Annotated in this window: 23 protein-coding genes; 17 read left to right on the top strand and 6 right to left on the bottom strand. The window is 59.6% G+C overall.

The annotated features are described in order from the left end of the window. Nucleotides 1–143 precede the first annotated feature (143 nt). Together ACQ4OE_RS10345 and purT are read left to right on the top strand one after the other, a co-directional pair. Nucleotides 144–611 (top strand): VUT family protein, encoded by a 468-nt coding sequence (locus ACQ4OE_RS10345; protein ID WP_122595013.1) that lies wholly within the window; start codon nucleotides 144–146, stop codon nucleotides 609–611. Nucleotides 612–711: 100 nt separating this feature from the next. Further along, complete coding sequence (purT, locus tag ACQ4OE_RS10340; protein ID WP_430946584.1) at nucleotides 712–1,893, top strand: formate-dependent phosphoribosylglycinamide formyltransferase; 1,182 nt, start codon at nucleotides 712–714, stop codon at nucleotides 1,891–1,893. A gap of 94 nt (nucleotides 1,894–1,987) precedes the next feature. Here purT and ACQ4OE_RS10335 read toward each other — a convergent pair whose 3' ends face one another. From ACQ4OE_RS10335 to ACQ4OE_RS10325, 3 genes are all read right to left on the bottom strand, one after another. Further along, nucleotides 1,988–3,304 carry an MFS transporter gene (locus ACQ4OE_RS10335; RefSeq protein WP_430946583.1) on the bottom strand — a complete coding sequence of 439 codons (1,317 nt, stop codon included), beginning with the start codon at nucleotides 3,302–3,304 and terminating at the stop codon, nucleotides 1,988–1,990. Nucleotides 3,305–3,561: 257 nt separating this feature from the next. Further along, a complete protein-coding gene (locus ACQ4OE_RS10330) occupies nucleotides 3,562–4,803 on the bottom strand; it encodes a transporter associated domain-containing protein (protein ID WP_430946582.1) in 1,242 nt (413 codons plus the stop codon). Between the two features lie 12 nt (nucleotides 4,804–4,815). After that, nucleotides 4,816–5,628 (bottom strand): cytochrome C assembly family protein, encoded by an 813-nt coding sequence (locus ACQ4OE_RS10325; RefSeq protein WP_430946581.1) that lies wholly within the window; start codon nucleotides 5,626–5,628, stop codon nucleotides 4,816–4,818. A gap of 210 nt (nucleotides 5,629–5,838) precedes the next feature. On the opposite strand from ACQ4OE_RS10325, the gene ffh reads away from it, so the two are divergent. From ffh to ACQ4OE_RS10295, 6 genes are all read left to right on the top strand, one after another. Beyond that, complete coding sequence (ffh, locus tag ACQ4OE_RS10320; protein WP_236427850.1) at nucleotides 5,839–7,215, top strand: signal recognition particle protein; 1,377 nt, start codon at nucleotides 5,839–5,841, stop codon at nucleotides 7,213–7,215. A gap of 251 nt (nucleotides 7,216–7,466) precedes the next feature. Beyond that, complete coding sequence (gene rpsP, locus ACQ4OE_RS10315; protein WP_003185073.1) at nucleotides 7,467–7,718, top strand: 30S ribosomal protein S16; 252 nt, start codon at nucleotides 7,467–7,469, stop codon at nucleotides 7,716–7,718. 5 nt (nucleotides 7,719–7,723) lie between these two features. After that, nucleotides 7,724–8,260 (top strand): ribosome maturation factor RimM, encoded by a 537-nt coding sequence (rimM, locus tag ACQ4OE_RS10310; protein WP_077571259.1) that lies wholly within the window; start codon nucleotides 7,724–7,726, stop codon nucleotides 8,258–8,260. Nucleotides 8,261–8,262: 2 nt separating this feature from the next. Continuing rightward, the gene (gene trmD, locus ACQ4OE_RS10305; protein ID WP_122598058.1) at nucleotides 8,263–9,015 is read left to right on the top strand and encodes a tRNA (guanosine(37)-N1)-methyltransferase TrmD; all 753 of its coding nucleotides are present in this window, start codon (nucleotides 8,263–8,265) and stop codon (nucleotides 9,013–9,015) included. Between the two features lie 45 nt (nucleotides 9,016–9,060). Next, nucleotides 9,061–9,411: a 50S ribosomal protein L19 gene (gene rplS, locus ACQ4OE_RS10300; protein WP_003175895.1), complete on the top strand. Its 351-nt coding sequence runs from the start codon at nucleotides 9,061–9,063 to the stop codon at nucleotides 9,409–9,411. A 91-nt stretch (nucleotides 9,412–9,502) separates the two neighbouring features. Continuing rightward, nucleotides 9,503–9,916, top strand: a complete 414-nt coding sequence (locus ACQ4OE_RS10295; protein ID WP_038357747.1) for an acyl-CoA thioesterase — start codon at nucleotides 9,503–9,505, stop codon at nucleotides 9,914–9,916. 118 nt (nucleotides 9,917–10,034) lie between these two features. Here the strand turns inward: ACQ4OE_RS10295 and ACQ4OE_RS10290 are convergent, their stop codons facing one another. Further along, nucleotides 10,035–11,843, bottom strand: coding sequence for a cation:proton antiporter (locus ACQ4OE_RS10290; protein ID WP_430946580.1), 1,809 nt, complete (start codon nucleotides 11,841–11,843; stop codon nucleotides 10,035–10,037). Nucleotides 11,844–11,951: 108 nt separating this feature from the next. Here ACQ4OE_RS10290 and xerD point away from each other — a divergent pair, with 108 nt between their 5' ends. The 7 genes from xerD to ACQ4OE_RS10255 all read left to right on the top strand — a co-directional run bounded on the left by xerD (nucleotide 11,952) and on the right by ACQ4OE_RS10255 (nucleotide 19,252). Beyond that, nucleotides 11,952–12,848 (top strand): site-specific tyrosine recombinase XerD, encoded by an 897-nt coding sequence (xerD, locus tag ACQ4OE_RS10285; RefSeq protein WP_430946579.1) that lies wholly within the window; start codon nucleotides 11,952–11,954, stop codon nucleotides 12,846–12,848. 254 nt (nucleotides 12,849–13,102) lie between these two features. Then, complete coding sequence (gene dsbC, locus ACQ4OE_RS10280) at nucleotides 13,103–13,834, top strand: bifunctional protein-disulfide isomerase/oxidoreductase DsbC (RefSeq protein WP_064393252.1); 732 nt, start codon at nucleotides 13,103–13,105, stop codon at nucleotides 13,832–13,834. 131 nt (nucleotides 13,835–13,965) lie between these two features. Beyond that, the gene (locus tag ACQ4OE_RS10275; protein ID WP_122595007.1) at nucleotides 13,966–15,270 is read left to right on the top strand and encodes a homoserine dehydrogenase; all 1,305 of its coding nucleotides are present in this window, start codon (nucleotides 13,966–13,968) and stop codon (nucleotides 15,268–15,270) included. A gap of 109 nt (nucleotides 15,271–15,379) precedes the next feature. After that, nucleotides 15,380–16,789 carry a threonine synthase gene (gene thrC / locus ACQ4OE_RS10270; protein ID WP_122595006.1) on the top strand — a complete coding sequence of 470 codons (1,410 nt, stop codon included), beginning with the start codon at nucleotides 15,380–15,382 and terminating at the stop codon, nucleotides 16,787–16,789. 120 nt (nucleotides 16,790–16,909) lie between these two features. Next, nucleotides 16,910–18,283 (top strand): transporter substrate-binding domain-containing protein, encoded by a 1,374-nt coding sequence (locus tag ACQ4OE_RS10265; protein ID WP_430946578.1) that lies wholly within the window; start codon nucleotides 16,910–16,912, stop codon nucleotides 18,281–18,283. Nucleotides 18,284–18,399: 116 nt separating this feature from the next. After that, nucleotides 18,400–18,807 (top strand): response regulator, encoded by a 408-nt coding sequence (locus ACQ4OE_RS10260; RefSeq protein WP_430946577.1) that lies wholly within the window; start codon nucleotides 18,400–18,402, stop codon nucleotides 18,805–18,807. Between the two features lie 163 nt (nucleotides 18,808–18,970). Next, nucleotides 18,971–19,252, top strand: a complete 282-nt coding sequence (locus ACQ4OE_RS10255) for a DUF3509 domain-containing protein (protein WP_122595003.1) — start codon at nucleotides 18,971–18,973, stop codon at nucleotides 19,250–19,252. Between the two features lie 177 nt (nucleotides 19,253–19,429). Here the strand turns inward: ACQ4OE_RS10255 and ACQ4OE_RS10250 are convergent, their stop codons facing one another. Both ACQ4OE_RS10250 and ACQ4OE_RS10245 read right to left on the bottom strand, forming a co-directional pair. Further along, the gene (locus ACQ4OE_RS10250) at nucleotides 19,430–20,410 is read right to left on the bottom strand and encodes a TIGR02285 family protein (RefSeq protein WP_430946576.1); all 981 of its coding nucleotides are present in this window, start codon (nucleotides 20,408–20,410) and stop codon (nucleotides 19,430–19,432) included. After that, nucleotides 20,337–21,536: a CaiB/BaiF CoA transferase family protein gene (locus tag ACQ4OE_RS10245; protein ID WP_430946575.1), complete on the bottom strand. Its 1,200-nt coding sequence runs from the start codon at nucleotides 21,534–21,536 to the stop codon at nucleotides 20,337–20,339. Before ACQ4OE_RS10245 ends, ACQ4OE_RS10250 begins: the two co-directional genes overlap by 74 nt. Before the next feature lie 146 nt (nucleotides 21,537–21,682). On the opposite strand from ACQ4OE_RS10245, the gene ACQ4OE_RS10240 reads away from it, so the two are divergent. Together ACQ4OE_RS10240 and recJ are read left to right on the top strand one after the other, a co-directional pair. Then, on the top strand, nucleotides 21,683–22,225 hold the full coding sequence (locus ACQ4OE_RS10240) for a YaeQ family protein (protein ID WP_007908961.1): 543 nt from the start codon (nucleotides 21,683–21,685) through the stop codon (nucleotides 22,223–22,225). A gap of 55 nt (nucleotides 22,226–22,280) precedes the next feature. Beyond that, nucleotides 22,281–23,990: a single-stranded-DNA-specific exonuclease RecJ gene (gene recJ / locus ACQ4OE_RS10235; RefSeq protein ID WP_430946574.1), complete on the top strand. Its 1,710-nt coding sequence runs from the start codon at nucleotides 22,281–22,283 to the stop codon at nucleotides 23,988–23,990. Nucleotides 23,991–24,085: the final 95 nt, after the last annotated feature.

The raw sequence follows: 24,085 nt of genomic DNA, 5'->3' as shown, positions 1-24,085 counted from the left end.
CGCGAGCAGGCTCGCTCCCACATTGGAATGCATTTCAAAGGTCGGAGCGAGCCTGCTCGCGAAGAGGTCGTTACTGTCACTGCAACTATTGGCGCGATACCATCGCTCAAGTAACCTGTGCGCCAATCTGACAGGTCGCCTCCATGATTTTCCTCATCGCCTACATCAGCAGCGTCGTGCTGATCAACTTCGCCTTCTCCACCGCGCCGCACCTGGACATCATCTGGTCGGCCTGGGGCGGTTTGGTGTTCGTGCTGCGCGACATGGTGCAAACCCGCTTCGGCCACGGCGCACTCGTAGCGATGTTGGCGGCGTTGGTGTTGTCTTACGTCACTTCCGACCCCTCCATCGCGCTGGCCAGCGCCACGGCGTTCGCGGTGTCGGAAATCATCGATTGGCTGGTGTTCAGCGTCACCAAGCGGCCACTGCGCGACCGCTTGTGGATCAGTTCGGCGCTGAGCATTCCCCTCGATACCTTCATCTTCTTTGGCATGATCGACCTGCTGACGCCACCGGTGATCATCACCGCGTTGCTGTCGAAATTCGCCGGCGTCACCGCCGTCTGGCTGATCATGGCCTGGCGCGATCGCAAACAGGCCGTCGCCGGCTGAAGCCAAAGCCTCAGGTTCATGTAAAATGCCGCGCTTTCTCCCCATGGAAAGCGCGTCTGGCGTTGCTTTCCTCGATGATCCGCTTCTTTGAGGACCTGAGATGACCCGTATCGGAACTCCATTGTCGCCAACCGCGACCCGCGTATTGCTGTGTGGCTGTGGTGAGTTGGGCAAGGAAGTGGTGATCGAGCTGCAACGCCTGGGCGTTGAGGTGATCGCTGTTGACCGCTACGCCAACGCGCCGGCCATGCAGGTTGCCCATCGCAGCCATGTGATCAACATGCTCGACGGCGCCGCCCTGCGTGCGGTGATCGAAGCCGAGAAGCCGCACTTCATCGTGCCGGAAATCGAAGCCATCGCCACTGCCACCCTGGTCGAACTGGAAGCCGAAGGCTTCACCGTGATCCCGACCGCGCGCGCGGCGCAACTGACCATGAACCGTGAAGGCATCCGTCGTCTGGCCGCTGAAGAGCTGGACCTGCCGACCTCGCCGTACCACTTCGCCGACACCTTCGAGGACTACAGCAAAGCCGTTGAAGACCTGGGTTTCCCATCCGTCGTCAAACCGGTGATGAGCTCGTCGGGCAAGGGCCAGAGCCTGCTGCGCAGCGTCGATGACGTGCAGAAGGCCTGGGATTACGCGCAAGAGGGCGGTCGCGCTGGCAAAGGTCGGGTGATCATCGAAGGCTTTATCGATTTCGACTACGAAATCACCCTGCTGACCGTACGCCACATCGGCGGCACCACGTTCTGCGCGCCAGTCGGCCACCGTCAGGAGAAGGGCGACTACCAGGAATCCTGGCAGCCACAAGCCATGAGCCCGATTGCTCTGGCTGAATCCGAGCGCGTTGCCAAAGCGGTGACCGAGGCGCTGGGTGGCCGTGGTCTGTTCGGCGTCGAGCTGTTCATCAAAGGTGATCAGGTGTGGTTCAGCGAAGTCTCGCCGCGTCCGCACGACACCGGTCTGGTCACGCTGATTTCTCAGGATCTGTCGCAGTTCGCTTTGCACGCTCGGGCAATTCTGGGCCTGCCAGTGCCGCTGATCCGTCAGTTCGGGCCTTCGGCTTCGGCGGTGATTCTGGTGGAAGGGCAGTCGACCCAGACTGCATTCGCCAACCTCGGCGCTGCGTTGAGCGAGCCGGACACGGCACTGCGTCTGTTTGGCAAGCCAGAAGTGAACGGTCAGCGCCGCATGGGCGTGGCGCTGGCGCGGGATGAGTCGATCGAGGCCGCTCGTGCCAAGGCGACCCGCGCTGCTCAGGCGGTTGTCGTAGAACTCTAAACCGCGTCGCGACATTCGCGAGCAGGCTCGCTCCCACAGGGAAGTGCATTCCAATGTGGGTGCGAGCCTGCTCGCGAAGCTTTTGATCTTTCTGTCAGGCAACCCGATTCAGATCGTTGCCACGCGTTTCCTTCAGGCACAGCACCGCAATCAAACTCAGCACCGCCGCCCCCGACACATACCCGCCGACATAACTCAAACCCCCCATCGCCACCAGTTTCTGCGCAAAAAACGGCGCCGCCGAGGCCCCGACAATCCCGCCGAGGTTATACGCCGCTGAAGCGCCGGTGTAGCGCACGTGGGTCGGGAACAACTCAGGCAACAGCGCCCCCATCGGCGCGAACGTCACGCCCATCAAGAACAGTTCGATGCACAGGAACAGCGCCACGCCCCAGGTCGAACCCTGAGTCAGCAGCGGCTCCATCAGAAACCCGGAAAGAATCGCCAGCACGCCACCGATGATCAGCACCGGTTTGCGCCCATAACGGTCGCTGGCCCAAGCCGACAGCGGCGTCGCGGCCGCCATGAACAGTACGGCGAAGCACAGCAATCCGAGGAAAGTCTCGCGGCTATAACCGAGGGTGGACACCCCGTAACTCAGGGAAAATACCGTCGAGATATAGAACAGCGCATAGCAAACGACCATGGCCGCCGCGCCCAACAAGGTCGGTGCCCAATACTGGCTGAACAGCTCGACCAGCGGCATTTTTACCCGTTCCTGACGGGCCATGGCATTGGCGAACACTGGCGTTTCGTGCAGTTTCAGTCGCACATACAGGCCGACCATTACCAGTGCGGCGCTGAGCAGAAACGGAATCCGCCAGCCCCAACTGCGGAATTGCTCGTCATCGAGGGTCATGGCTAACGTCAGGAACAAGCCGTTGGCCGCGAGAAAACCAATCGAAGGGCCGAGCTGCGGAAACATGCCAAACCACGCGCGTTTGCCTTTCGGCGCGTTTTCCGTGGCGAGGAGGGCCGCGCCGCCCCATTCGCCGCCCAATCCCAAGCCCTGGCCGAAGCGCAGCACGCACAACAGAATCGGCGCCCACGCGCCGATGGTCGCGTACCCCGGCAACACGCCGATCAGCGTCGTGCACACGCCCATCAACAGCAGCGAAGCAACCAGCGTCGACTTGCGCCCGATGCGGTCGCCGAAGTGGCCGAACAACGCCGATCCCAGCGGTCGGGCGAGGAAGGCGATACCAAAAGTCAGAAACGCCGACAACATCTGCGCGGTGCCGGAGGTCTGCGGAAAGAACACCGGCCCGATCACCAGCGCAGCGGCGGTGGCGTAAACATAGAAATCGTAGAACTCGATCGCCGTGCCAATAAAACTCGCCGTGGCAACGCGGGTGGCGGAGTTGGTCGGTTGGGCAGGCGCGGTGTCGCTGTAAGCGGTACTGGTCGTCATGCGGTGATCCCTGACAGTCATGAGCTCCGTGGGAGCGAATTATTATGGTCGAACACCCAGGGATGTGGGATGAGGCGCGATCGCTGTAACCGGTAGGAACAGTCGTCGGAGTGCAGCGGAAAATAGCCGAAACCTGTTGAGTGCGGGGTAAGCACCAGGGTTGGCGGGGCTTGGGTAAGCGGATTCGATTATAGGAAGGGGGCTAACAATCAAACAAGACCAAAGATCGTCCGAAGGCGGCTCGATCTTTTGATCTTTTACCTGGCAGGCACCAGGGCTGGTACAGACGAGGTATGCCAGATCAGGACTTTGCTCACCCGGTTCTCTTCAGTCTCGAGAATCTCGAGGCGATAACGCCCGATCTTCAAACACACTGCGCTCTCGGGAATCGTCTCCAGCGCCTCGGTCACCAAGCCATTCAGGGTCTTCGGGCCATCGCTCGGCAAATGCCAGCCAAGGCATTTGTTCAATTCGCGGATCGACGCCGCACCCTCAATCATCATCCGCCCATCCTCTTGCGGATGAATATGCGGATTATCCAGGCTGTGTTCGCTTTCGAATTCGCCGACGATCTCTTCGAGAATGTCTTCCAGGGTGACGATGCCGAGCACTTCGCCGTACTCATCGACGACCATGCCCAGCCGCCGCTGCTGCTTGTGGAAGTTCAGCAGTTGCAGTTGCAGGGGCGTGCTTTCCGGCACGAAGTACGGCTCGTAACTGGCGGCCAGCAAGGCTTCGAGCGTCAGATCAGCGCTGCTCAGCAGATGGCGGATCTGACGGGTATTGAGTACGGCCTCAACCTGATTGATGTCGCTGTGGAACATCGGCAGACGCGTGCGCTTGTTGTGGCGCAGCTGCTCGATGATCTCTTCGATCGAGTCGTCGAGGTTGATGCCGTCGACTTCACTGCGCGGGACCAGAATGTCGTTGACGGTGATGTTGTCCAGCGCGTGGATCCCTGAAACCGGGTGCGCGTGAACGGGGTGTTCCGGATCGTCGAGACGGTCGGAGGGCGCATCGTCCTCGCTCTGCTGCACCACTCGAGTCTTGCGCGCGAACGGGCGGATCAGCAGGGCGCTGATACGGCTGAACAGCCAGGCAAACGGATAAACAATCTTCAGCGGCACCGCCAGCAAAGAGTTGCCGAAGGCCAGCACGGCATCGGGATAACGCTGGGCGACGGTGCGCGGGAAATAATCGGCAAACACCAGGAGGATTGCCCCGGCGCCGAGGCACGCCGCCCACGGGCCATTTTCTTCGCAGAGGAAAATCGCCAGCAAGGTCGCGATAACGACCGCGAGTGCGCGGCACAGGGTGTTGCAGAGGATCAGGCTGTCGAGCGGGAAGCTCAGCTTCGCCAGCGGTTTATCGCTGGCGCGTGAGGCGGTACGTTGCGCGAGCAAATGTTGCTGCGCGATTTCGACGGCGGTAAACAGCCCCGACCATAAAATCAGCAGGACAAATACCGCGAGCATCGGCCCTAAGGGCAAACCGTCCATTTATGCCGCCCGTCAGATGTGCAGAATGTATTCACGAACCAGTTTGCTGCCGAAATACGCCAACATCAGCAGACAGAAACCGGCGAGGGTCCAGCGAATCGCCTTGTGACCGCGCCAGCCGAGACGGTTGCGCCCCCATAGCAGCACGCTGAACACGATCCAGGCCAGGCACGCCAGCAGGGTCTTGTGCACCAGATGCTGGGCGAAGAGGTTCTCGACGAACAGCCAGCCGGAGATCAGCGACAGCGACAGCAGCGTCCAGCCGGCCCAGAGGAAACCGAACAACAGGCTTTCCATGGTTTGCAGCGGCGGGAAGTTCTTGATCAGCCCGGACGGATGCTTGTGCTTGAGCTGGTGGTCTTGCACCAGTAGCAGCAAGGCCTGGAACACCGCGATGGTGAACATGCCGTAGGCGAGGATCGACAACAGGATGTGCGCGAGGATGCCCGGCTCTTCGTCGATGATCTGCACCGTGCCGGCCGGCGCGAATTGCGCCAGCAACACCGTGACTGCGCCGAGCGGGAACAGCAGTACCAGCAGGTTTTCCACCGGAATGCGCGAACAGGCGATCAGCGTCAGGGCAATCACCGCCGCTGCGATCAGGCTGGAGGCGCTGAAGAAATCCAGGCCCAGACCAATTGGCGTCAGCAGGTGGGTGAGCAGGCTGGCGGCGTGGGCCATGACGGCGAAAACTCCGAGGCCAACCAGCAGGCGCTTGTTCGCCTTGGCGCCGGTGGCCAAGCGGGTGCTCTGATAAAAGGTCGCAGCGGCATAGAGAAGGGCGGCGGCGAGGGTGGTCAGCAAACTGGGTGACAAGGGGAGCATAAATCCTGTTAGGCAAGCCCGAAAGGGGCTGAGTTTGGCATAGAACGGCTACGGCACGAAAGACTCAGGAAGCTGACAGCGAGGTGTCCGCCAGCCGCAGTCTTCGCTATAATCCGCGACCTGCCCACGCCGCAGGCTCGCCGAGCACATGTTGATTCCGGTCTGGGCCGCCATTATCCCGGTCTACACAGGGCCTGAAAGGATCGCGCAATGTTTGAAAACTTAACCGACCGTCTCTCGCAGACGCTGCGCCATGTCACCGGCAAGGCGAAGCTGACCGAGGACAATATCAAAGACACCCTGCGTGAAGTGCGCATGGCGTTGCTCGAAGCCGACGTCGCCCTGCCGGTGGTCAAGGACTTCGTCAATTCGGTCAAGGAGCGCGCTGTCGGCACCGAGGTGTCGCGCAGCCTGACGCCGGGCCAGGCATTCGTGAAGATCGTCCAGGCCGAACTCGAAAGCCTGATGGGCGCGGCCAACGAAGATCTGAACCTGAGCGCCGTGCCGCCAGCCGTCATTCTGATGGCCGGTCTGCAGGGTGCCGGTAAAACCACCACCGCCGGCAAACTCGCGCGCTTCCTTAAAGAGCGCAAGAAGAAGTCGGTCATGGTCGTGTCGGCGGACGTTTATCGCCCGGCAGCTATTAAACAGCTGGAAACCCTGGCCAACGACATCGGCGTGACGTTCTTCCCGTCCGATCTGAGCCAGAAGCCGGTCGACATCGCCACCGCAGCTATTAAAGAAGCAAAGCTGAAATTCATCGACGTGGTCATCGTCGATACCGCCGGTCGTCTGCACATCGACGAAGAGATGATGGGCGAGATCAAGGCGCTGCACGCCGCGATCAGCCCGGTCGAAACCCTGTTCGTCGTCGACGCCATGACCGGTCAGGACGCGGCCAACACGGCCAAGGCCTTCGGTGATGCACTGCCGCTGACCGGCGTGATCCTCACCAAGGTCGACGGCGACGCCCGTGGCGGTGCCGCGCTGTCGGTACGCGCCATCACCGGCAAGCCGATCAAGTTCATCGGTATGGGCGAGAAGAGCGAAGCGCTCGATCCGTTCCACCCTGAGCGTATCGCCTCGCGCATCCTCGGCATGGGCGACGTGCTCAGCCTGATCGAACAGGCCGAAGCGACCCTCGACAAGGACAAGGCCGACAAACTGGCCAAGAAGCTGAAGAAGGGCAAGGGCTTCGACCTCGAAGACTTCCGCGATCAGCTGCAACAGATGAAAAACATGGGCGGCCTCGGCGGCCTCATGGACAAGCTGCCGAGCATCGGCGGCGTCAATCTTTCGCAAATGGGCAATGCCCAGAACGCCGCAGAGAAACAGTTCAAGCAGATGGAAGCCATCATCAATTCCATGACCCCGGCCGAGCGCCGCGACCCGGAGCTGATCAGCGGTTCGCGCAAGCGTCGGATCGCCATGGGTTCCGGCACGCAGGTGCAGGACATCGGTCGCTTGATCAAGCAACACAAGCAGATGCAGAAGATGATGAAGAAATTCACCGCCAAAGGCGGAATGGCGAAAATGATGCGCGGCATGGGCGGAATGTTGCCCGGCGGCGGCATGCCGAAAATGTAAAGAATCCGCGCCGGTCGTCGCACCGGCGCAGACCCTGCAAGGACGCAGGATCAACAGCAAACCCGCACTCGGCGGGAGCTGACTGGCCGTTTTCATCGACGGCTCTATATGCAGATCTGCACGGCATGCCATAGGCGCCGGAAAAAGTCATTTGCAAAAGTCCGGATATTCCTTAGAATATGCGGCCTTTCGGGCACCCATGCCCGCTGTGCATTTAGATTTGCAGCACCGACTACAGGAACGATGTTCACATGCTAACAATCCGTCTTGCCCTTGGCGGCTCCAAAAAGCGCCCGTTTTACCACCTGACCGTAACCGACTCGCGTAACCCGCGTGACGGCTCCCACAAAGAACAGGTTGGTTTCTTCAACCCTGTTGCCCGTGGTCAGGAAATCCGTCTGTCCGTGAACCAAGAGCGCGTAGCCTACTGGCTGAGCGTTGGTGCACAGCCTTCTGAGCGTGTTGCTCAGTTGCTGAAGGAATCTGCAAAGGCTGCGGCCTGAGCAATATGAACGCGACGCCTGCTGTTGCCGATGATTTGATCGTTATTGGCAAAATTTATTCTGTTCATGGCGTTCGCGGCGAAGTGAAGGTTTATTCCTTTACTGATCCGACTGAAAACCTGTTGCAGTACAAAACCTGGACGCTCAAGCGCGAAGGTAATGTGAAACAGGTCGAGCTGGTCAGTGGACGCGGGAGCGACAAGTTCCTGGTCGCAAAGCTCAAGGGTCTTGATGATCGTGAAGAAGCTCGTCTTCTGGCCGGTTATGAGATCTGCGTGCCGCGCAATCTGTTCGCTGAATTGACCGAAGGCGAGTACTACTGGTACCAGCTGGAAGGTCTGAAGGTTATTGATCAACTGGGGCAATTGCTCGGGAAAATCGATCATCTTCTGGAAACCGGCGCCAATGATGTAATGGTAGTCAAGCCTTGCGCTGGCAGCCTGGATGATCGCGAACGCTTGTTGCCCTATACGGAGCAATGCGTGTTGGCCATCGACCTGGCAGCGGGCGAGATGAAGGTGGATTGGGACGCGGACTTCTAAGCGTGGCTAACTTGCGCGTAGAAGTGATCAGTTTGTTTCCCGAGATGTTTTCCGCCATTGGCGACTACGGCATCACCAGTCGTGCGGTCAAACAGGGGCTCTTGCAGCTGACCTGTTGGAATCCGCGAGATTACACGACGGATCGGCATCACACTGTAGACGATCGCCCGTTTGGCGGTGGTCCGGGCATGGTGATGAAGATCAAGCCCCTGGAAGATGCGCTGGCTCAGGCCAAAGCAGCAGCCGGGGAGGCGGCGAAGGTGATTTACCTGTCCCCCCAAGGCCGTCAACTGACTCAGTCGGCGGTACGCGAGTTGGCACAATCGGATGCATTGATCCTGATTGCCGGCCGCTATGAAGGCATTGACGAGCGCTTTATTGAGGCTCATGTCGATGAAGAGTGGTCGATTGGCGACTATGTACTGTCTGGCGGCGAGCTGCCGGCGATGGTCCTGATCGATGCGGTTACACGACTGCTGCCTGGAGCTTTAGGGCATGCGGATTCCGCCGAGGAAGATTCCTTTACGGATGGTCTGCTGGATTGCCCGCACTACACCCGACCTGAGGTGTATGCGGATCAGCGTGTTCCCGACGTGTTGCTGAGTGGCAATCACGCGCATATCCGGCGTTGGCGTTTACAGCAGTCCCTTGGTAGGACCTTTGAACGACGCGCCGATCTTCTGGAAAGCCGCTCGCTTTCTGGAGAAGAGAAGAAGCTGCTCGAGGAATACATCCGCGAGCGGGACGATAGTTAACAACGTATCGATGGTAGATCGAACGATTTACCTTAGGAGCACAGCATGACCAACAAAATCATCCTTGCACTCGAAGCAGAGCAGATGACCAAAGAAATCCCTACCTTCGCCCCAGGCGACACTATTGTCGTTCAGGTGAAAGTGAAGGAAGGCGATCGTTCCCGTCTGCAAGCGTTCGAAGGCGTTGTAATCGCCAAGCGTAACCGCGGCGTGAACAGTGCGTTCACCGTTCGTAAAATCTCCAACGGTGTTGGCGTAGAACGTACTTTCCAGACCTACTCCCCGCAGATCGACAGCATGGCTGTTAAACGTCGCGGTGACGTACGTAAAGCCAAGCTGTACTACCTGCGCGACCTGTCGGGTAAAGCAGCTCGCATCAAGGAAAAACTGGCTTAAGTCCAGCTTCCGATGCAGAAAAAAGCAGCCTACGGGCTGCTTTTTTGTTGCCCGAAATTTATCCACAGCCATTTTGTGACAGGCCAGAACCATGACCACCCGCGACCAGGAAATCGAACGCCGCACCGAACTCTCGGTGACCCGCGTAACCAAAGCCGTCTTCCCGCCGACTACCAACCACCACAACACGCTGTTCGGCGGCACCGCGCTGGCGTGGATGGACGAAGTGTCGTTCATCACCGCTACGCGATTCTGCCGCTTGCCGCTGGTGACCGTGTCTACTGATCGCATCGACTTCAACCACGCGATCCCGGCAGGCTCCATTGTTGAATTGGTGGGTAAGGTGATCAAGGTCGGCAACACCAGCCTCAAGGTTGAGGTGGAAGTGTTTGTCGAAAGCATGAGCTGCGATGGCCGCGAAAAGGCGATTCACGGGCAGTTCAGCTTTGTTGCCATCGACGACGACAAGCGACCGGTGCCGGTGCTGCCGGGGTTTGCGGCTTGATCTGATACCCAGTCGCGCCATTCGCGAGCAGGCTCGCTCCCACAGTTTCCTTGCCGGACACAAATATTGTGTTCAACCCGGTCACTGTGGGAGCGAGCTTGCTCGCGAAAGCGTCAGATCAGACGCCGCCGTTCTCCGGCTGAATCAACGCCAACAACGTCCACCCCGCCCCAGGTTTCACAGCCGTCTCCGGCGTCACCACATGCACCCAACCGCTGTCATCGCGCATGAACAGCAGCGTCGCGCGGTTTCCATGCAGCGCCCGGTAATCCTCCCAGCCAAATCCGTCCGTCAGCGTCGTGCTGTACAACTCGGCACCCTGTCCCATCTGGCTGGCGAGTTTCGCGTAGGTAAACGCCTCGCTGCCCAACTGATTGCCGCGATGCTCCAGGCTCGCACGATGCTTGTCGCTACGCCGGCTCTCATGACCACTGGCCAACCCGAACAAACGCTGATGGCCGAAGTCGTGACGAAAACGCATGGCCGCCAAGGTATTCAGCTCACCCGAAGGCGACAGCGCCAGCAAATGCCCCAGCCCGACCAGATCCAGATGCGCGTCGGCATGCTGCGAAGCCGGGTTGCCGAAATACGTCGGCAGGCCTTCCATGCGTGCGGCACGAATGTTTTCCCAACTCGAATCGGTCAGCAGCACGCGGCTGCCCAGTTGCTGCAGCGATTTGCCCAGCTCCCGCGCCGGGCCGTTCGCGCCGACGATCAGGAAACCACTTGGCGCTGGCTCGGCAACCTTTAACAGGCGTGCCAGCGGTCGTGCAGTCGCGCTTTGCAACACGACGGTGCCGATGATCACCGCAAACGTCAGCGGCACCAGCAGCAACGCACCTTCATGCCCGGCCTCGTGCAGGCGAATCGCAAAAATTGCCGAGACCGCCGCCGCGACGATCCCGCGCGGCGCAATCCAGCACAGCAACGCGCGCTCACGCCAGCTCAGGCTCGAGCCGGCGGTGCTGAGCAGCACGTTCAACGGCCGGGCGATCAACTGAATCACCAGCAGCAGAATCAACACCAGCGGTCCCAAACCAATCAACGCGTACAGATCGAGCCGCGCCGCCAACAGAATGAACAGCCCGGAGATCAGCAGCACGCTGAGGTTTTCCTTGAAGTGCAGGATGTGCCGCACATCGACGCCCTTCATGTTCGCCAGCCACATGCCCATCAGCGTCACGGCCAGCAGACCGGATTCGTGCATCACTTCGTTGGCGGCAATGAATATCCCCAGCACCGCCGCCAATGAGGCGAGGTTATGCAGGTATTCCGGTAACCATTGGCGACGAATAATGGTCCCGAGCACCCAGCCACCGACAATCCCGAACACCGCGCCACACAGAATCACCCCGCCAAACGTAAACAGACTCTGCTTGAGGCCATGGCCCTCGGCACTGGCAATAATAAAGCTATAAACCACAACGGCGAGCAGGGCGCCGATCGGGTCGATGACGATGCCTTCCCAGCGCAGAATGTTGGCGATCGAGGCTTTCGGCCGCACCACGCGCAGCATCGGCACAATCACGGTCGGGCCGGTGACCAGCGTCAGGCTGCCAAAGAGAATGGCCAGCATCCAGTCGAAACCGAGCAGATAGTGTGTGGCGACGGCGATGACGATCCAGGTCGAAATCGCACCGATGGTCACCAGGCGATGAACCACGCTGCCGATCTCTTTCCACTCCGACAGGTGCAAGGTCAGGCTACCCTCGAACAGAATCAGCGCCACCGCCAACGACACCAGCGGCATCAGCAGCGGCCCGAACATTTCCTGCGGATCGAGCCAGCCAAGCACCGGGCCGACCAGAATGCCGGTCAGCAACAGAAACAGAATCGCCGGCAGCTTCAGGCGCCAGGCCAGCCATTGGCAACCCAGCGCCGCTGCGCCGATCCCGCCAAACGCCAAGAGAATTTGCTGCTCGTTCATTGATGCTCCCTGTTCCTTGAATTAGCGGGCTATGAAAGACTAGCGCCCATTCCTACAGTTCACTCCACATTTGCGCACGGTCTTAGAGGCTGTGTGTCTTGAGCGCCCATGCCTGCCATCGACCATCCCCTGATTGACCAATTCCTCGACGCTCTATGGCTGGAGAAAGGCCTGTCCGATAACACCCGTGGCGCCTATCGCAGCGATCTGGCGCTGTTCAATGGCTGGTTGCAGGAGAAGAACCTGGAGTTGATCAATGCTGGCCGTGAGTTGATCCTCGATCACTTGTCCTGGCGTCTCGAGCAGAACTACAAACCGCGCTCAACCGCCCGATTTCTCTCGGGTGTGCGTGGCTTTTATCGTTATCTGCTGCGGGAAAAGCTGATCAGTATCGACCCGACGTTACGCGTCGATATGCCGCAACTGGGTAGGCCATTGCCCAAATCGCTGTCGGAAGCTGACGTGGAGGCGCTGTTGAAGGCGCCGGATCTGAGCGAAGCCATCGGCCAACGTGACCGGGCCATGCTTGAAGTGTTGTACGCCTGTGGTTTGCGAGTGACCGAGCTTGTCAGCCTGACGCTGGAACAGGTCAACCTGCGCCAAGGCGTGTTGCGCGTGATGGGCAAGGGCAGCAAGGAGCGGCTGGTGCCGATGGGCGAGGAGGCGATTGTCTGGGTCGAGCGCTACATGCGTGATGGTCGCGGCGAACTGCTCGGGGGGCGGCCGAGCGATGTGCTGTTCCCCAGCCAGCGCGGCGAGCAGATGACCCGTCAGACGTTCTGGCACCGGATCAAGCATCAGGCGAAGGTCGCCGGGATCGGCAAGTCGCTATCGCCGCACACCTTGCGCCATGCGTTTGCCACGCACCTGCTCAACCACGGCGCGGACTTGCGGGTGGTGCAGATGCTGCTTGGCCACAGCGACCTCTCCACCACGCAGATTTACACCCACGTCGCCCGCGCCCGACTGCAGGAACTGCATGCGAAACATCACCCGCGCGGCTGAAAAACAATCCTTGTGGGAGCGAGCCTGCTCGCGAAGAGGGCATGTCCGTCAGCGCTCATTTAGCTGACCCTCCGCTTTCGCGAGCAGGCTCGCTCTCACAAGATCTGCGCAGTCCTGAAAGTGTGGCGACAGGCGCATTCGGCCACCGTGGCCTTATGTGTTAGGCTTTGCCGGTTTGCACGATGGACGGTTATGACCCGGTGTGATGGCACGGGCGTTCTGATCGTTTCATTTGTCCGCCTTCAGGAGTTCTCATGCGTCTGACCCAGATTTTCGCCGCCGCAGCCATTGCGTTGGTCAGCACCTTTGCCGTCGCCGATGACGCGGCCGACAAAGCTATTCGTAAAAGCCTGGAAAACCTCCAGCTCGAAGTTCCGGTCGAGAGCATTTCCGCCAGCCCGTTGCCGGGCATGTACGAAGTCAAGCTCAAGGGCAGCCGTGTGCTGTACGCCAGCGCCGACGGTCAATACGTTGTTCAAGGCTATCTGTTCCAGCTCAAGGACGGTAAGCCGGTCAACCTGACCGAGAAGACCGAGCGCCTGGGCATCTCCAAACTGATCAATGACATTCCGGTTGCCGAGACCGTGGTTTACCCGGCCGTGGGCGAGACCAAATCGCACATCACCGTGTTCACCGACACCACCTGCCCGTACTGCCACAAGCTGCACGCCGAAGTGCCGGAGCTGAACAAGCGCGGCATCGAAGTGCGTTATGTCGCGTTCCCGCGCCAGGGCCTCGGCTCGCCGGGTGACGAGCAACTGCAAGCCGTGTGGTGCTCGAAAGACAAGAAAGCCGCCATGGACAAAATGGTCGATGGCAAGGAAATCAAGGCCGCCAAGTGCGAGAACCCGGTTTCCAAACAGTTCGCCCTCGGTCAGTCGATCGGCGTGAATGGCACACCGGCCATCGTTTTGGCTGACGGACAAGTCATTCCGGGCTACCAGCCAGCGCCACAAGTCGCCAAACTGGCGCTGGGCGCCAAGTAATTCGCATCGTCACGGTCAGCCTTTGACGATCATGGTCCGGCAGCGACATCGCCGGGCCATTAATAGAGAGCCGCGAGTACGCGGTTGTTTTCCGGCCGACCCTGAGTCGGCCGTTTTATGGGGAGTTCACAGTGAATCCGGTCAAAGTAGGCATCTGTGGGTTAGGGACCGTCGGTGGCGGTACCTTCAACGTACTTCAGCGCAACGCCGAGGAAATTGCTCGTCGTGCCGGGCGTGGAATCGAAGTGGCACAAATTGCCATGCGCACGCCAAAGCCTCAGTTCCAGACGACCGGTATTGCGATTACCAACGATGTCTTCGACGTGGCCACAAACCCTGAGATCGACATCGTCATAGAGCTGATGGGCGGCTACACCGTTGCCCGCGAGCTGGTACTCAAGGCCATCGAGAATGGCAAGCATGTGGTCACCGCGAACAAGGCTCTGATTGCCGTTCACGGTAATGAAATTTTCGCCAAGGCACGCGAGAAAGGCGTGATCGTGGCGTTTGAAGCGGCCGTCGCCGGTGGCATTCCGGTGATCAAGGCAATCCGTGAAGGCCTGTCTGCCAACCGTATCAACTGGGTCGCCGGGATCATCAACGGCACCGGTAACTTCATTCTCACCGAAATGCGTGAGAAGGGCCGTACCTTCGAAGACGTGTTGGCCGAAGCGCAGGCACTGGGTTACGCCGAGGCCGATCCGACCTTCGACGTTGAAGGCATCGACGCCGCGCACAAGCTGACGATTCTGGCTTCCATCGCGTTCGGCATTCCGCTGCAGTTTGACAAGGCTTACACCGAAGGCATCACCAAGCTGACCACTGCCGACGTCAACTACGCCGAAGCGCTGGGCTACCGCATCAAGCACCTCGGCGTGGCGCGCAGCACCGCTGCCGGTATCGAGTTGCGCGTGCACCCGACGCTGATTCCGGCCGATCGCCTGATCGCCAATGTCAACGGCGTGATGAACGCGGTGATGGTCAACGGTGACGCCGCCGGTTCGACGCTGTTCTACGGCGCGGGCGCTGGCATGGAGCCAACCGCTTCGTCGGTGATCGCTGATCTGGTCGACGTGGTTCGCGCCATGACCTCCGATCCGGAAAACCGCGTGCCGCACCTGGCCTTCCAGCCGGATTCGCTGTCGGCCCACCCGATCCTGCCGATCGAAGCCTGCGAAAGCGCCTACTACCTGCGCATTCAGGCCAAGGACCATCCGGGCGTACTCGCTCAGGTGGCGAGCATCCTCTCGGAGCGCGGCATCAACATCGAGTCGATCATGCAGAAGGAAGTCGAGGAACACGACGGTCTGGTGCCGATGATCCTGCTGACCCACCGTGTGGTCGAGCAGCGCATCAACGATGCCATCGCCGCCCTCGAAGCGCTGGCCGGCGTGAATGGTCCGGTTGTGCGGATCCGCGTCGAGCACCTGAACTAAACAGAAGCAGCTGCAAGCTTCGAGCTGCAAGCGGCAAGAGAAAAGCGGTCTGGCTTTTACTTGCAGCTTGTAGCTTGTAGCTTGAAGCTCAAACCGAAGGTTTGAAATCATGCGTTATATCAGTACCCGCGGCCAGGCACCGGCCCTGAATTTCGAAGACGTCCTGCTGGCTGGTCTGGCGACCGACGGCGGTCTGTACGTTCCGGAAAACCTGCCACGTTTCACCCAGGAAGAAATCGCTTCGTGGGCCGGCCTGCCGTATCACGAGCTGGCCTTCCGGGTGATGCGCCCGTTCGTCACCGGCAGCATTCCGGACGCCGACTTCAAAAAGATTCTTGAAGAAACCTATGGCGTGTTCGCCCACAGCGCCGTCGCGCCGCTGCGTCAGCTGAACGGCAACGAATGGGTGCTGGAGCTGTTCCACGGCCCGACCCTGGCGTTCAAGGACTTCGCCCTGCAACTGCTCGGTCGCTTGCTCGACTACGTGCTGGAAAAGCGTGGCGAACGCGTGGTGATCGTCGGCGCAACCTCCGGTGACACCGGTTCGGCCGCCATCGAAGGCTGCAAGCACTGCGAAAACGTCGACATCTTCATCCTGCACCCGCACAAGCGCGTGTCGGAAGTGCAGCGTCGCCAGATGACCACCATCTTCGGCGAGAACATCCACAACATCGCCATCGAAGGCAACTTCGATGACTGCCAGGAAATGGTCAAGAACAGCTTCGCCGACCAGAGCTTCCTCAAAGGCACGCGTCTGGTCGCGGTGAACTCGATCAACTGGGCGCGGATCATGGCCCAGATCGTCTACTACTTCCATGCGTCCCTGCAGTTGGGCGGCCCGGCACGTTCGGTGTCGTTCTCGGTGCCAACCGGCAACTTCGGCGATATCTTCGCCGGTTACCTGGCCCGCAACATGGGGCTGCCGATCAACCAGTTGATCGTCGCCACCAACCGCAACGACATCCTGCACCGCTTCATGAGCGGCAATCAGTACGTCAAGGAAACCCTGCACGCCACGCTGTCGCCGTCGATGGACATCATGGTCTCGTCGAACTTCGAACGCCTGCTGTTCGACCTGCACGGTCGCAACGGTGCGGCGATTGCCGGTTTGATGGATTCGTTCAAGCAGGGCGGTGGTTTCAGCGTCGAGCAAGAGCGCTGGACCGAAGCGCGCAAACTGTTCGACTCGCTGGCCGTGGATGACGCGCAGACCTGCGAAACCATCGCCGAAGTCTACGAGCAGACCGGTGAAGTGCTGGATCCGCATACCGCCATCGGCGTCAAAGCCGCGCGCGAATGCCGCCGCAGCCTCGATATCCCGATGGTCATCCTCGGCACCGCTCACCCGGTGAAATTCCCCGAGGCGGTAGAGAAAGCCGGTGTAGGAAAAGCGCTCGAGCTACCTGCACATCTTTCTGATTTGTTTGAGCGAAACGAGCGCTGCACCGTTCTGCCAAACGAGCTGAAAGCCGTGCAAGCCTTTGTCAGCCAGCATGGCAACCGCGGCAAGCCGCTGTAAGCCCCTAAAAGCTGTCACATTTTGAAGCCCGTCTCCTGACGGGCTTTTTTGTTTCTGCTGCCACACTGCTCGGGTTTTCACCCACGAAACACGGGTGAGTCGATCACGAAGGAAGTGGCAATGTGGTTTGAGCAAGGATTGAGACCAGTCTTGAACTGGCTGTTTTTTTTAGGCTGGCTGGCATTGGGAACCAGCAGCAGCGCTGCGCAAATGATGCTGCACGACGCGAACGGATTATCGAACATCGAACCGATTGCGCTCGATGCCCGGGAGCGTCAGTGGATACGTGACAACCCGAGCGTCATCGTCGCCTCGGTGCAGTACCCGTTGTATCTGTTTCAGGACGAGCATGGCCGCTGGAGCGGACTGAACAACGACGTACTGCAGCGCATCAGCGGCATGACCGGTCTGCGCTTCGAGCATGAAGAGTCGTTCTCCACCGACCAGATGCTCGAGCGCCTGGAGAGTGGTGCGGCGGACTTGAGCACCACGCTGGCAATGACGGAGGCACGCAAGGAATTCCTCGAATTCAGTCATGCGTTCGGCGGCGCGGGTTGGGTGTTTGTCGGTCGGGCGGGAGAGCCGCGCTTGAGTTCGCTGGAGCAATTGGCCAAGCGTGTATTGGTACTGCCCGCTCGGCATGCGCTGGAGGAGCTTATCCGACGCGAATATCCCTCTATCGAACTTCGGCTGGTCAAAACCTATGCGGAGGCCCGCGCACTCGTGGAGAGTGGCGAAGCCTACGCCACGATCGAGAATGAAATCGGCGCCCAGTTGTATCCCTCCGGGTTGCTCAAGGTAGGTGATGTGCTCGATGGCAAATGGGAAGCGGATCACCTGGCGGTGCGCAAGGGGCAGCCAGAGCTACTGAGCGTTATCAACAAAGCGTTGAGTGCGTTTTCTGCGGCGGATTTGCGCGCCATTCGCCTGAAATGGCTGGATGGCATCGCACCGCCATCGGAGCCTTCGCTGTGGCAGCGAATCATCGAGCCGGGTTGCTGGGCGATGGGCGTCGTCGGGTTTTTCGGACTGCTGTCGATGGTCTGGAATCGCCGCTTGACCGCTTTGATCAAGCAGCGCCGCGAAGCCGAGCGTGGCCTGAGTGATCAGTTGGCGTTCCAGCATGCGCTGATCGATGCGATGCCTGATCCGATGTTCGTCCGTGACCTCGAGGGACGGCTGATCATGTGCAATCGCAGTTACGAGGAAGCACTTTCGGTGCGCCAGGATCAGGTTCAGGGCCGTTTGCTGTTCGAGATCGACGCGTTGCCCGAAGCAACGGCCATGATGCTGCATGACGAGTTCATGGCGCAGTTGCAAACGCGCAAGACGCGCTTCAGCAAACGCCAGTTGCTGTTCAAGAACGGCTCCCGTGATATCTATCAATGGACGGTGCCGTTCTACAGCGCCGACGGCAAATTGCGTGGCCTGCTCGGCGGCTGGACAGACATCAGCCAGCGTCGCGCCGAGAATGGTTGTCGATGTCTGCAATGAAGTTGGGAAAAGTCCTATGTGACGTGACGCCTTTTCCGATGGGAGGCTGAGGATGGCTGTCCTAGAGTGGACAGCCACTGCGGTGGCACACCGCGAATGTCGCTCAGAGGTCGCTCATGCGTTCGCTAAAAGTCCTGATCCTTGAACACAATCCGTTTCAGTTGATGGCCTTGCATCAGATGGTCAATGCCATGGGCATCTATGACGTGTTGACGGCGCCCACACTTGCCTCGGCGTTGCGCTCACTGGAGCATCGCGGCGCCGTCGACATTGCGATCTGCGACCCGCAACTCGAAGGCGGTGACGGTGTAGCACTGATCCGGCATCTGTCCCAGCGACGACAGGCCCATGCCTTGATTCTGCTGGGTCGCGCCTCCCCGAGCCTGGTGAAAGGCCTCGACTTCATTCTGCTCGAACACGAGATCAATTTGCTCGGGCGCCTGCAAACGCCGGTCTCGGCCGTGCTGATGCGCGGTCTGGTCGACGATTACGTGCTGTCGACCCGACGGGCTGCCAGCGTTTGACCCGAGCCGTTATGTTTCTGTCATCTTCACTCGGCATGCTCTGAAAGACCGGTGACGCTCAAGGAAGACGCCCGGTATACAGAACTTTCTTCTCGGGCCGGCGGTCATTTATGGTGAACACGCCCCAGGCACACAGTTTTCGGACTAATGAGTGGAGATCGAGATGGAAAGTATCAGTCTATTGCTCGGTGAGGCTCTGAGCCCGTATCAAGTGACGTTGACCCCTCGCGGCAGCCATGGCGAATGCCTGGTGACGTTGAAGAACAGCAGCGGCGCGATCGTGGTGGAGCGCGAATTCAATCAGGCCCAGTTAAGCGACAAGCGCTTGCTGACCGATGTGGTTGACGGTTTGCATCGTGATGTCCTGATCGCCGAAGGCCGGCTTGAGCCTTGTGTGATCGCGGCTTTGCGCAATGCGGCGCTGGATAAACGTCCGGCGCTGTGAAGATGAAATTTATTTTGTGGGAACCTTCCTGCATCCCTGTCAGTCAGACCCCATAACAGCAGGATCAAGCATTGTGCTCCGGTGCTTGTCGCTTGCTGCTACGGGTCTTTGATATAGACCACGTTTAACCCCGAGTCGTCTCCCCACTTCTCGGGGTTTCTTTTGTCCGGCGTTTGCCTATTGCGCGGCCTGATGCTCGAAAAAAAGCCGGGCGTGCTCGAGATAATCCTCGCGTCTGTCGGGGTCCAGCCATGCGGCGTACAGCTCGTTCAGGCGCTCGTGGGGCAGGGTGCGCAGCAGATGGTTGATCTCGGCGATCGCCTGACGTCCCTGCGTGGTGTCGGAACAGGCGACGTAGCCTGAGAGATATTTCCCGTTCCCCTGAATCGGGTAAAACTCCAGCTCATCCTCATTGATCTGCGCCTGTTTGGCCTGATAGCGAATCTCCGGCCAATAGCCCAGCACCACCTGCAAGCGGCCCAGTCGCTGCATCGACAGCAGATTGCTCAGTGCATCGTTGCCGTAATGCGCCGTCAGGGCGCCACTGGGTGCCTGATGCAACTCAGTGTCAATGAACTCTCCATAGCTGCGTTCGGCAACGACGCCGACTTTCCTGTCCATCGCGGCCAGCAACGCCGACAAATCCACTTCACCGTCGACCAGATACGGTTCGAGCACCGCGCGATCTTGCTGGCGCACCACCAGGCCATTGCCCACCGCGCGAATCGCCGGGATCGAGTACGCGACCCACTGCGCGCGCTCTTTGCTCCACAGCAAGGCAGGGTCGCAGGCGAAGGGGTTCTCATGAAGCATTTGCAGGCCGCGAGCGCGATTGACCCGCATCACCTTGTGTTCGTATTGCGGCATGCCGGCCATCAGCATGGGCATCAGTTGATCGATCACGCCCTGACCCTTTTTCGGGCCTTCAAAAATCGTCATGGGCGGCAAGTCGCGCAGCAACCAGATCAACGTCGGTTTCGCCTGCGCTCCGGTCGACAGGGCAAGCAGCAACAACAAGCCGAACAGCTTCCAGATCCACCCATAGTGGGCGTGGTTGGCGTGTAATGTCGGCCGGCGCTTCAGCTTAGATAGCTCCGTCTTCGCGCAGTCGGGCGATCTGTGTCTCGTCGTAGCCAAGATCGTTAAGTACCTGCGCATTGTGTTCGCCGAGCTGCGGTCCGACCCATTCGGAAGAGCCCGGCGTTTCAGAGAGTTTCGGCACGATGCCGGGCATCTTGAAGTCCTTGCCGTCCGGCAGCTTGGCCTGCAGGAACATTTCCCGGGCCAGGTATTGCGGATCGTTGAACATGTCCTCGGCACTGAAAATCCGGCTGACCGGCACCTCGGCCTGATTGAGCAGGTCGAGCACGGTTTGCAATGGCTGCGAATTGACCCAGCGATCAATCACGCCGTACAGCTCGTCACGACGACTGTCGCGGCCGTCGTTGCTGGCCAGCGTCGGATCGTTAGCCAAATCTTCGCGGCCAATGATCAGCATGAAACGCTTGAAGATCGCATCGCCGTTAGCGCCGATCTGCACGTGTTTGCCATCGGCGCTGGTGTGGATGGAGGAGGGCGTGATGCCGGGCATGATGTTGCCGGTACGCTCGCGGATAAAACCGAACACGTCGAACTCCGGGACCATGCTTTCCATCATCGCGAAAATCGCTTCGTACAAGGCCACGTCGACCACTTGGCCGAGACCACCGTTGACTTCGCGATGACGCAGCGCCATCAGCGCGCCGATCACGCCCCACAGCGCAGCAATCGAGTCGCCGATGGAAATCCCGGTGCGCACCGGTGGGCGGTCTTCGAAACCGGTGATGTAGCGCAAGCCGCCCATGGATTCGCCGACCGCGCCGAAGCCTGGCTGATCTTTCATCGGCCCGGTCTGACCGAAACCGGACAGACGCACCATCACCAGTTTGGGGTTGAGCGCGTGCAGGGTTTGCCAACTCAGGCCGAGTTTTTCCAGCACACCGGGGCGGAAGTTTTCGATGAGAATGTCGGCTTCACTGAGGAGTTTTTTCAGAATCGCCAAACCGTCGGGGTGTTTCAGATTCAGGGTCAACGACTTCTTATTGCGCGCCTGGACGAACCACCACAAGGACGTGCCTTCGTACAATTTGCGCCACTTGCGCAAGGGATCACCGCCGTCAGGCGATTCGATCTTGATCACTTCAGCGCCGAATTCGCCGCAAATACGCGAGGCAAAAGGGCCGGCAATCAACGTACCCAATTCAATGACTTTCACACCTGAGAGCGGTTTGTTGGCGAACGGCATACTGAATCCTGTAGGACAAGTCTGTGCAGATACAGCGTTTTAACATAGCCGGCTGTCAGACGCCGCAGGTTGATCGCCATCAATTCGATGATTGCCTACCGCATCGGTTAGACTTGCCGACTTTCCTCGTATCAAGAAGCCCGTTCATGGCCCAGCCTTCGACCACTTACAAGTTTGAACTGAACCTCACCGACCTCGACCGCAGCGTCTACGAGAGCGTCAAGCAGACCATCGCCCGTCACCCTTCGGAAACCGAAGAACGCATGACCGTGCGGCTGCTGGCTTACGCCCTCTGGTACAACGAGCAGTTGTCGTTTGGTCGCGGTCTGTCAGACGTGGATGAACCTGCGCTGTGGGAAAAGAGCCTGGACGACCGCGTTCTGCACTGGATCGAAGTCGGCCAGCCAGACGCCGATCGTCTGACCTGGTGCTCGCGTCGTACCGAGCGTACCAGCCTGTTGGCCTACGGCAGCCTGCGCGTCTGGGAAACCAAGGTGATCCCGGCGATCAAGAACCTGAAAAACGTCAACATCGCCGCCGTCCCGCAAGAAGTGCTGGAAACCCTGGCCAAGGACATGCCCCGCGTTATCAAGTGGGACGTGATGATCAGCGAAGGGACGATCTTCGTCACCGACGACCGTGGTCAGCACGAAGTCCAGTTGCAATGGCTGCAAGGTGAGCGCGGCTGATCCCGCGCCTTCAACTGAATAATCCCACGTATTAAAGAGAAGTCTCCGTCACCCCATGCGCATCGAACCTCGTCAACTGCCTGCCACGCTGCCCTTTCTGGGTGATATTCCTCCGCTGCTGACCCGCTTGTACGCGGCACGGGGCGTGCAGTCCGAGGCGGAGCTGGACAAGAGCCTGGCGCGGTTGATCCCGTTTCAGCAGCTCAAGGGCATTGATGCGGCGGTGAACTTGCTGGTGACAGCGCTGGAGCAACGCCAGCGCATCCTCATCGTCGGCGACTTCGATGCGGACGGTGCGACGGCGAGTACGGTCGGCATGCTCGGTTTGCGTTTGCTCGGTGCGGCGCATGTTGATTATCTGGTGCCGAACCGCTTCGAATATGGCTACGGCCTGACCCCGGAAATCGTTGAAGTCGCCTTGACTCGTGAGCCGCAATTGTTGGTCACCGTCGACAACGGCATCTCCAGCGTCGAAGGCGTGGCAGCGGCGAAGAAGGCCGGGCTCAAAGTGCTGATCACCGACCATCACTTGCCGGGCGATGAACTGCCGCAGGCCGATGCATTGGTCAACCCGAACCAGCCCGGATGTGAATTCCCAAGCAAGGCACTGGCCGGCGTCGGCGTGATCTTCTATGTGTTGATGGCATTGCGTGCGCGTTTGCGCAGCCTCGGCTGGTACGAAAACAAGCCGCAGCCGAACATCGGCGAATTGCTTGATCTGGTGGCGCTGGGCAGCGTTGCCGACGTGGTGCCGCTGGACGCTAACAACCGGATTCTGGTGCATCAAGGCCTGGAACGGATTCGCGCCGGTCGCGCACGGCCGGGGATCAAAGCGATCCTTGAAGTGGCCAAGCGTGACGCCACTCGCATTACTTCCACGGATCTGGGTTTTATCGTCGGCCCGCGTCTGAACGCCGCCGGCCGACTCGATGATATGAGCCTGGGCATCGAATGCCTGCTCACCGCCGACGCTAATGCGGCCCGTGAAATGGCCGCGCAACTGGATGGCATGAACCAGGATCGCAAATCCATCGAGCAGGGCATGCAGCGTGAAGCGTTGGCGCAGCTCAAGGACTTGCCGGTGGAGTCGATGCCGTTTGGCTTGTGTCTGTTCGATCCGGAATGGCACCAGGGGGTGATCGGTATCCTCGCGTCGCGGATGAAAGAACGTTATTTCCGTCCGACCATTGCCTTTGCTGATGCCGGTGATGGGTTGCTCAAGGGTTCGGGGCGTTCGGTGCAGGGCTTTCATATTCGTGATGCGCTGAGCGTCGTTGCAGCGCAGCATCCGACCCTGATCGCCAAGTACGGCGGCCACGCGATGGCGGCCGGTCTGACCTTGCCTCAGGAGAATTTTCCGCTGTTCGCCGAGGCATTCGACGCTGAAGTGCGTAGGCAACTTCGCGAAGAAGACCTGACCGGGCGAATGTTGTCGGACGGCACGCTGGCGGTGGAAGAATTTCACCTCGAACTGGCCCGCGCCCTGCGCCATGCCGGACCTTGGGGGCAGCACTTCCCGGAGCCGCTGTTTCACGGTGTGTTTCAGTTGGTCGAGCAGCGTGTTGTTGGCGAGCGGCATCTGAAAGTGGTGCTGAAGAGCGAATGTGGTTCGGTGAAGCTGGACGGTATTGCGTTCGGTATTGACCGGGATATCTGGCCAAATCCGACGATTCAGTGGGTTGAGCTGGCTTACAAGCTCGACGTTAACGAGTTTCGGGGTAATGAGACGGTACAACTGATGATTGCCCATATCGAACCGCGTTGACCCCTTCGCGAGCAGGCTCGCTCCCACAGGTACGGTGTTGTCCTTGTGGGAGCGAGCCTGCTCGCGAAAGCGTCCTTTCACACACTGAATCACTC

This window comes from Pseudomonas sp. WC2 (genome assembly GCF_050586545.1).
Lineage (GTDB): Bacteria > Pseudomonadota > Gammaproteobacteria > Pseudomonadales > Pseudomonadaceae > Aquipseudomonas.
This window is presented reverse-complemented; position numbering and strand designations above follow the sequence as displayed.

Coding starts and splice junctions, on each gene's coding strand:
- ACQ4OE_RS10255 (WP_122595003.1), top strand. CDS start 18,971: ATGGAAAGTATCAGTCTATTGCTCGGTGAGGCTCTGAGCCCGTATCAA.
- ACQ4OE_RS10245 (WP_430946575.1), bottom strand. CDS start 21,536: ATGCCGTTCGCCAACAAACCGCTCTCAGGTGTGAAAGTCATTGAATTG.
- ACQ4OE_RS10345 (WP_122595013.1), top strand. CDS start 144: ATGATTTTCCTCATCGCCTACATCAGCAGCGTCGTGCTGATCAACTTC.
- ACQ4OE_RS10290 (WP_430946580.1), bottom strand. CDS start 11,843: ATGAACGAGCAGCAAATTCTCTTGGCGTTTGGCGGGATCGGCGCAGCG.
- ACQ4OE_RS10265 (WP_430946578.1), top strand. CDS start 16,910: ATGTGGTTTGAGCAAGGATTGAGACCAGTCTTGAACTGGCTGTTTTTT.
- recJ (WP_430946574.1), top strand. CDS start 22,281: ATGCGCATCGAACCTCGTCAACTGCCTGCCACGCTGCCCTTTCTGGGT.
- ACQ4OE_RS10330 (WP_430946582.1), bottom strand. CDS start 4,803: ATGGACGGTTTGCCCTTAGGGCCGATGCTCGCGGTATTTGTCCTGCTG.
- ACQ4OE_RS10250 (WP_430946576.1), bottom strand. CDS start 20,410: ATGCGCAGGTACTTAACGATCTTGGCTACGACGAGACACAGATCGCCC.
- ACQ4OE_RS10325 (WP_430946581.1), bottom strand. CDS start 5,628: ATGCTCCCCTTGTCACCCAGTTTGCTGACCACCCTCGCCGCCGCCCTT.
- ACQ4OE_RS10260 (WP_430946577.1), top strand. CDS start 18,400: ATGCGTTCGCTAAAAGTCCTGATCCTTGAACACAATCCGTTTCAGTTG.
- rpsP (WP_003185073.1), top strand. CDS start 7,467: ATGCTAACAATCCGTCTTGCCCTTGGCGGCTCCAAAAAGCGCCCGTTT.
- ACQ4OE_RS10295 (WP_038357747.1), top strand. CDS start 9,503: ATGACCACCCGCGACCAGGAAATCGAACGCCGCACCGAACTCTCGGTG.
- xerD (WP_430946579.1), top strand. CDS start 11,952: ATGCCTGCCATCGACCATCCCCTGATTGACCAATTCCTCGACGCTCTA.
- ffh (WP_236427850.1), top strand. CDS start 5,839: ATGTTTGAAAACTTAACCGACCGTCTCTCGCAGACGCTGCGCCATGTC.
- thrC (WP_122595006.1), top strand. CDS start 15,380: ATGCGTTATATCAGTACCCGCGGCCAGGCACCGGCCCTGAATTTCGAA.
- ACQ4OE_RS10240 (WP_007908961.1), top strand. CDS start 21,683: ATGGCCCAGCCTTCGACCACTTACAAGTTTGAACTGAACCTCACCGAC.
- rimM (WP_077571259.1), top strand. CDS start 7,724: ATGAACGCGACGCCTGCTGTTGCCGATGATTTGATCGTTATTGGCAAA.
- rplS (WP_003175895.1), top strand. CDS start 9,061: ATGACCAACAAAATCATCCTTGCACTCGAAGCAGAGCAGATGACCAAA.
- purT (WP_430946584.1), top strand. CDS start 712: ATGACCCGTATCGGAACTCCATTGTCGCCAACCGCGACCCGCGTATTG.
- ACQ4OE_RS10335 (WP_430946583.1), bottom strand. CDS start 3,304: ATGACGACCAGTACCGCTTACAGCGACACCGCGCCTGCCCAACCGACC.
- dsbC (WP_064393252.1), top strand. CDS start 13,103: ATGCGTCTGACCCAGATTTTCGCCGCCGCAGCCATTGCGTTGGTCAGC.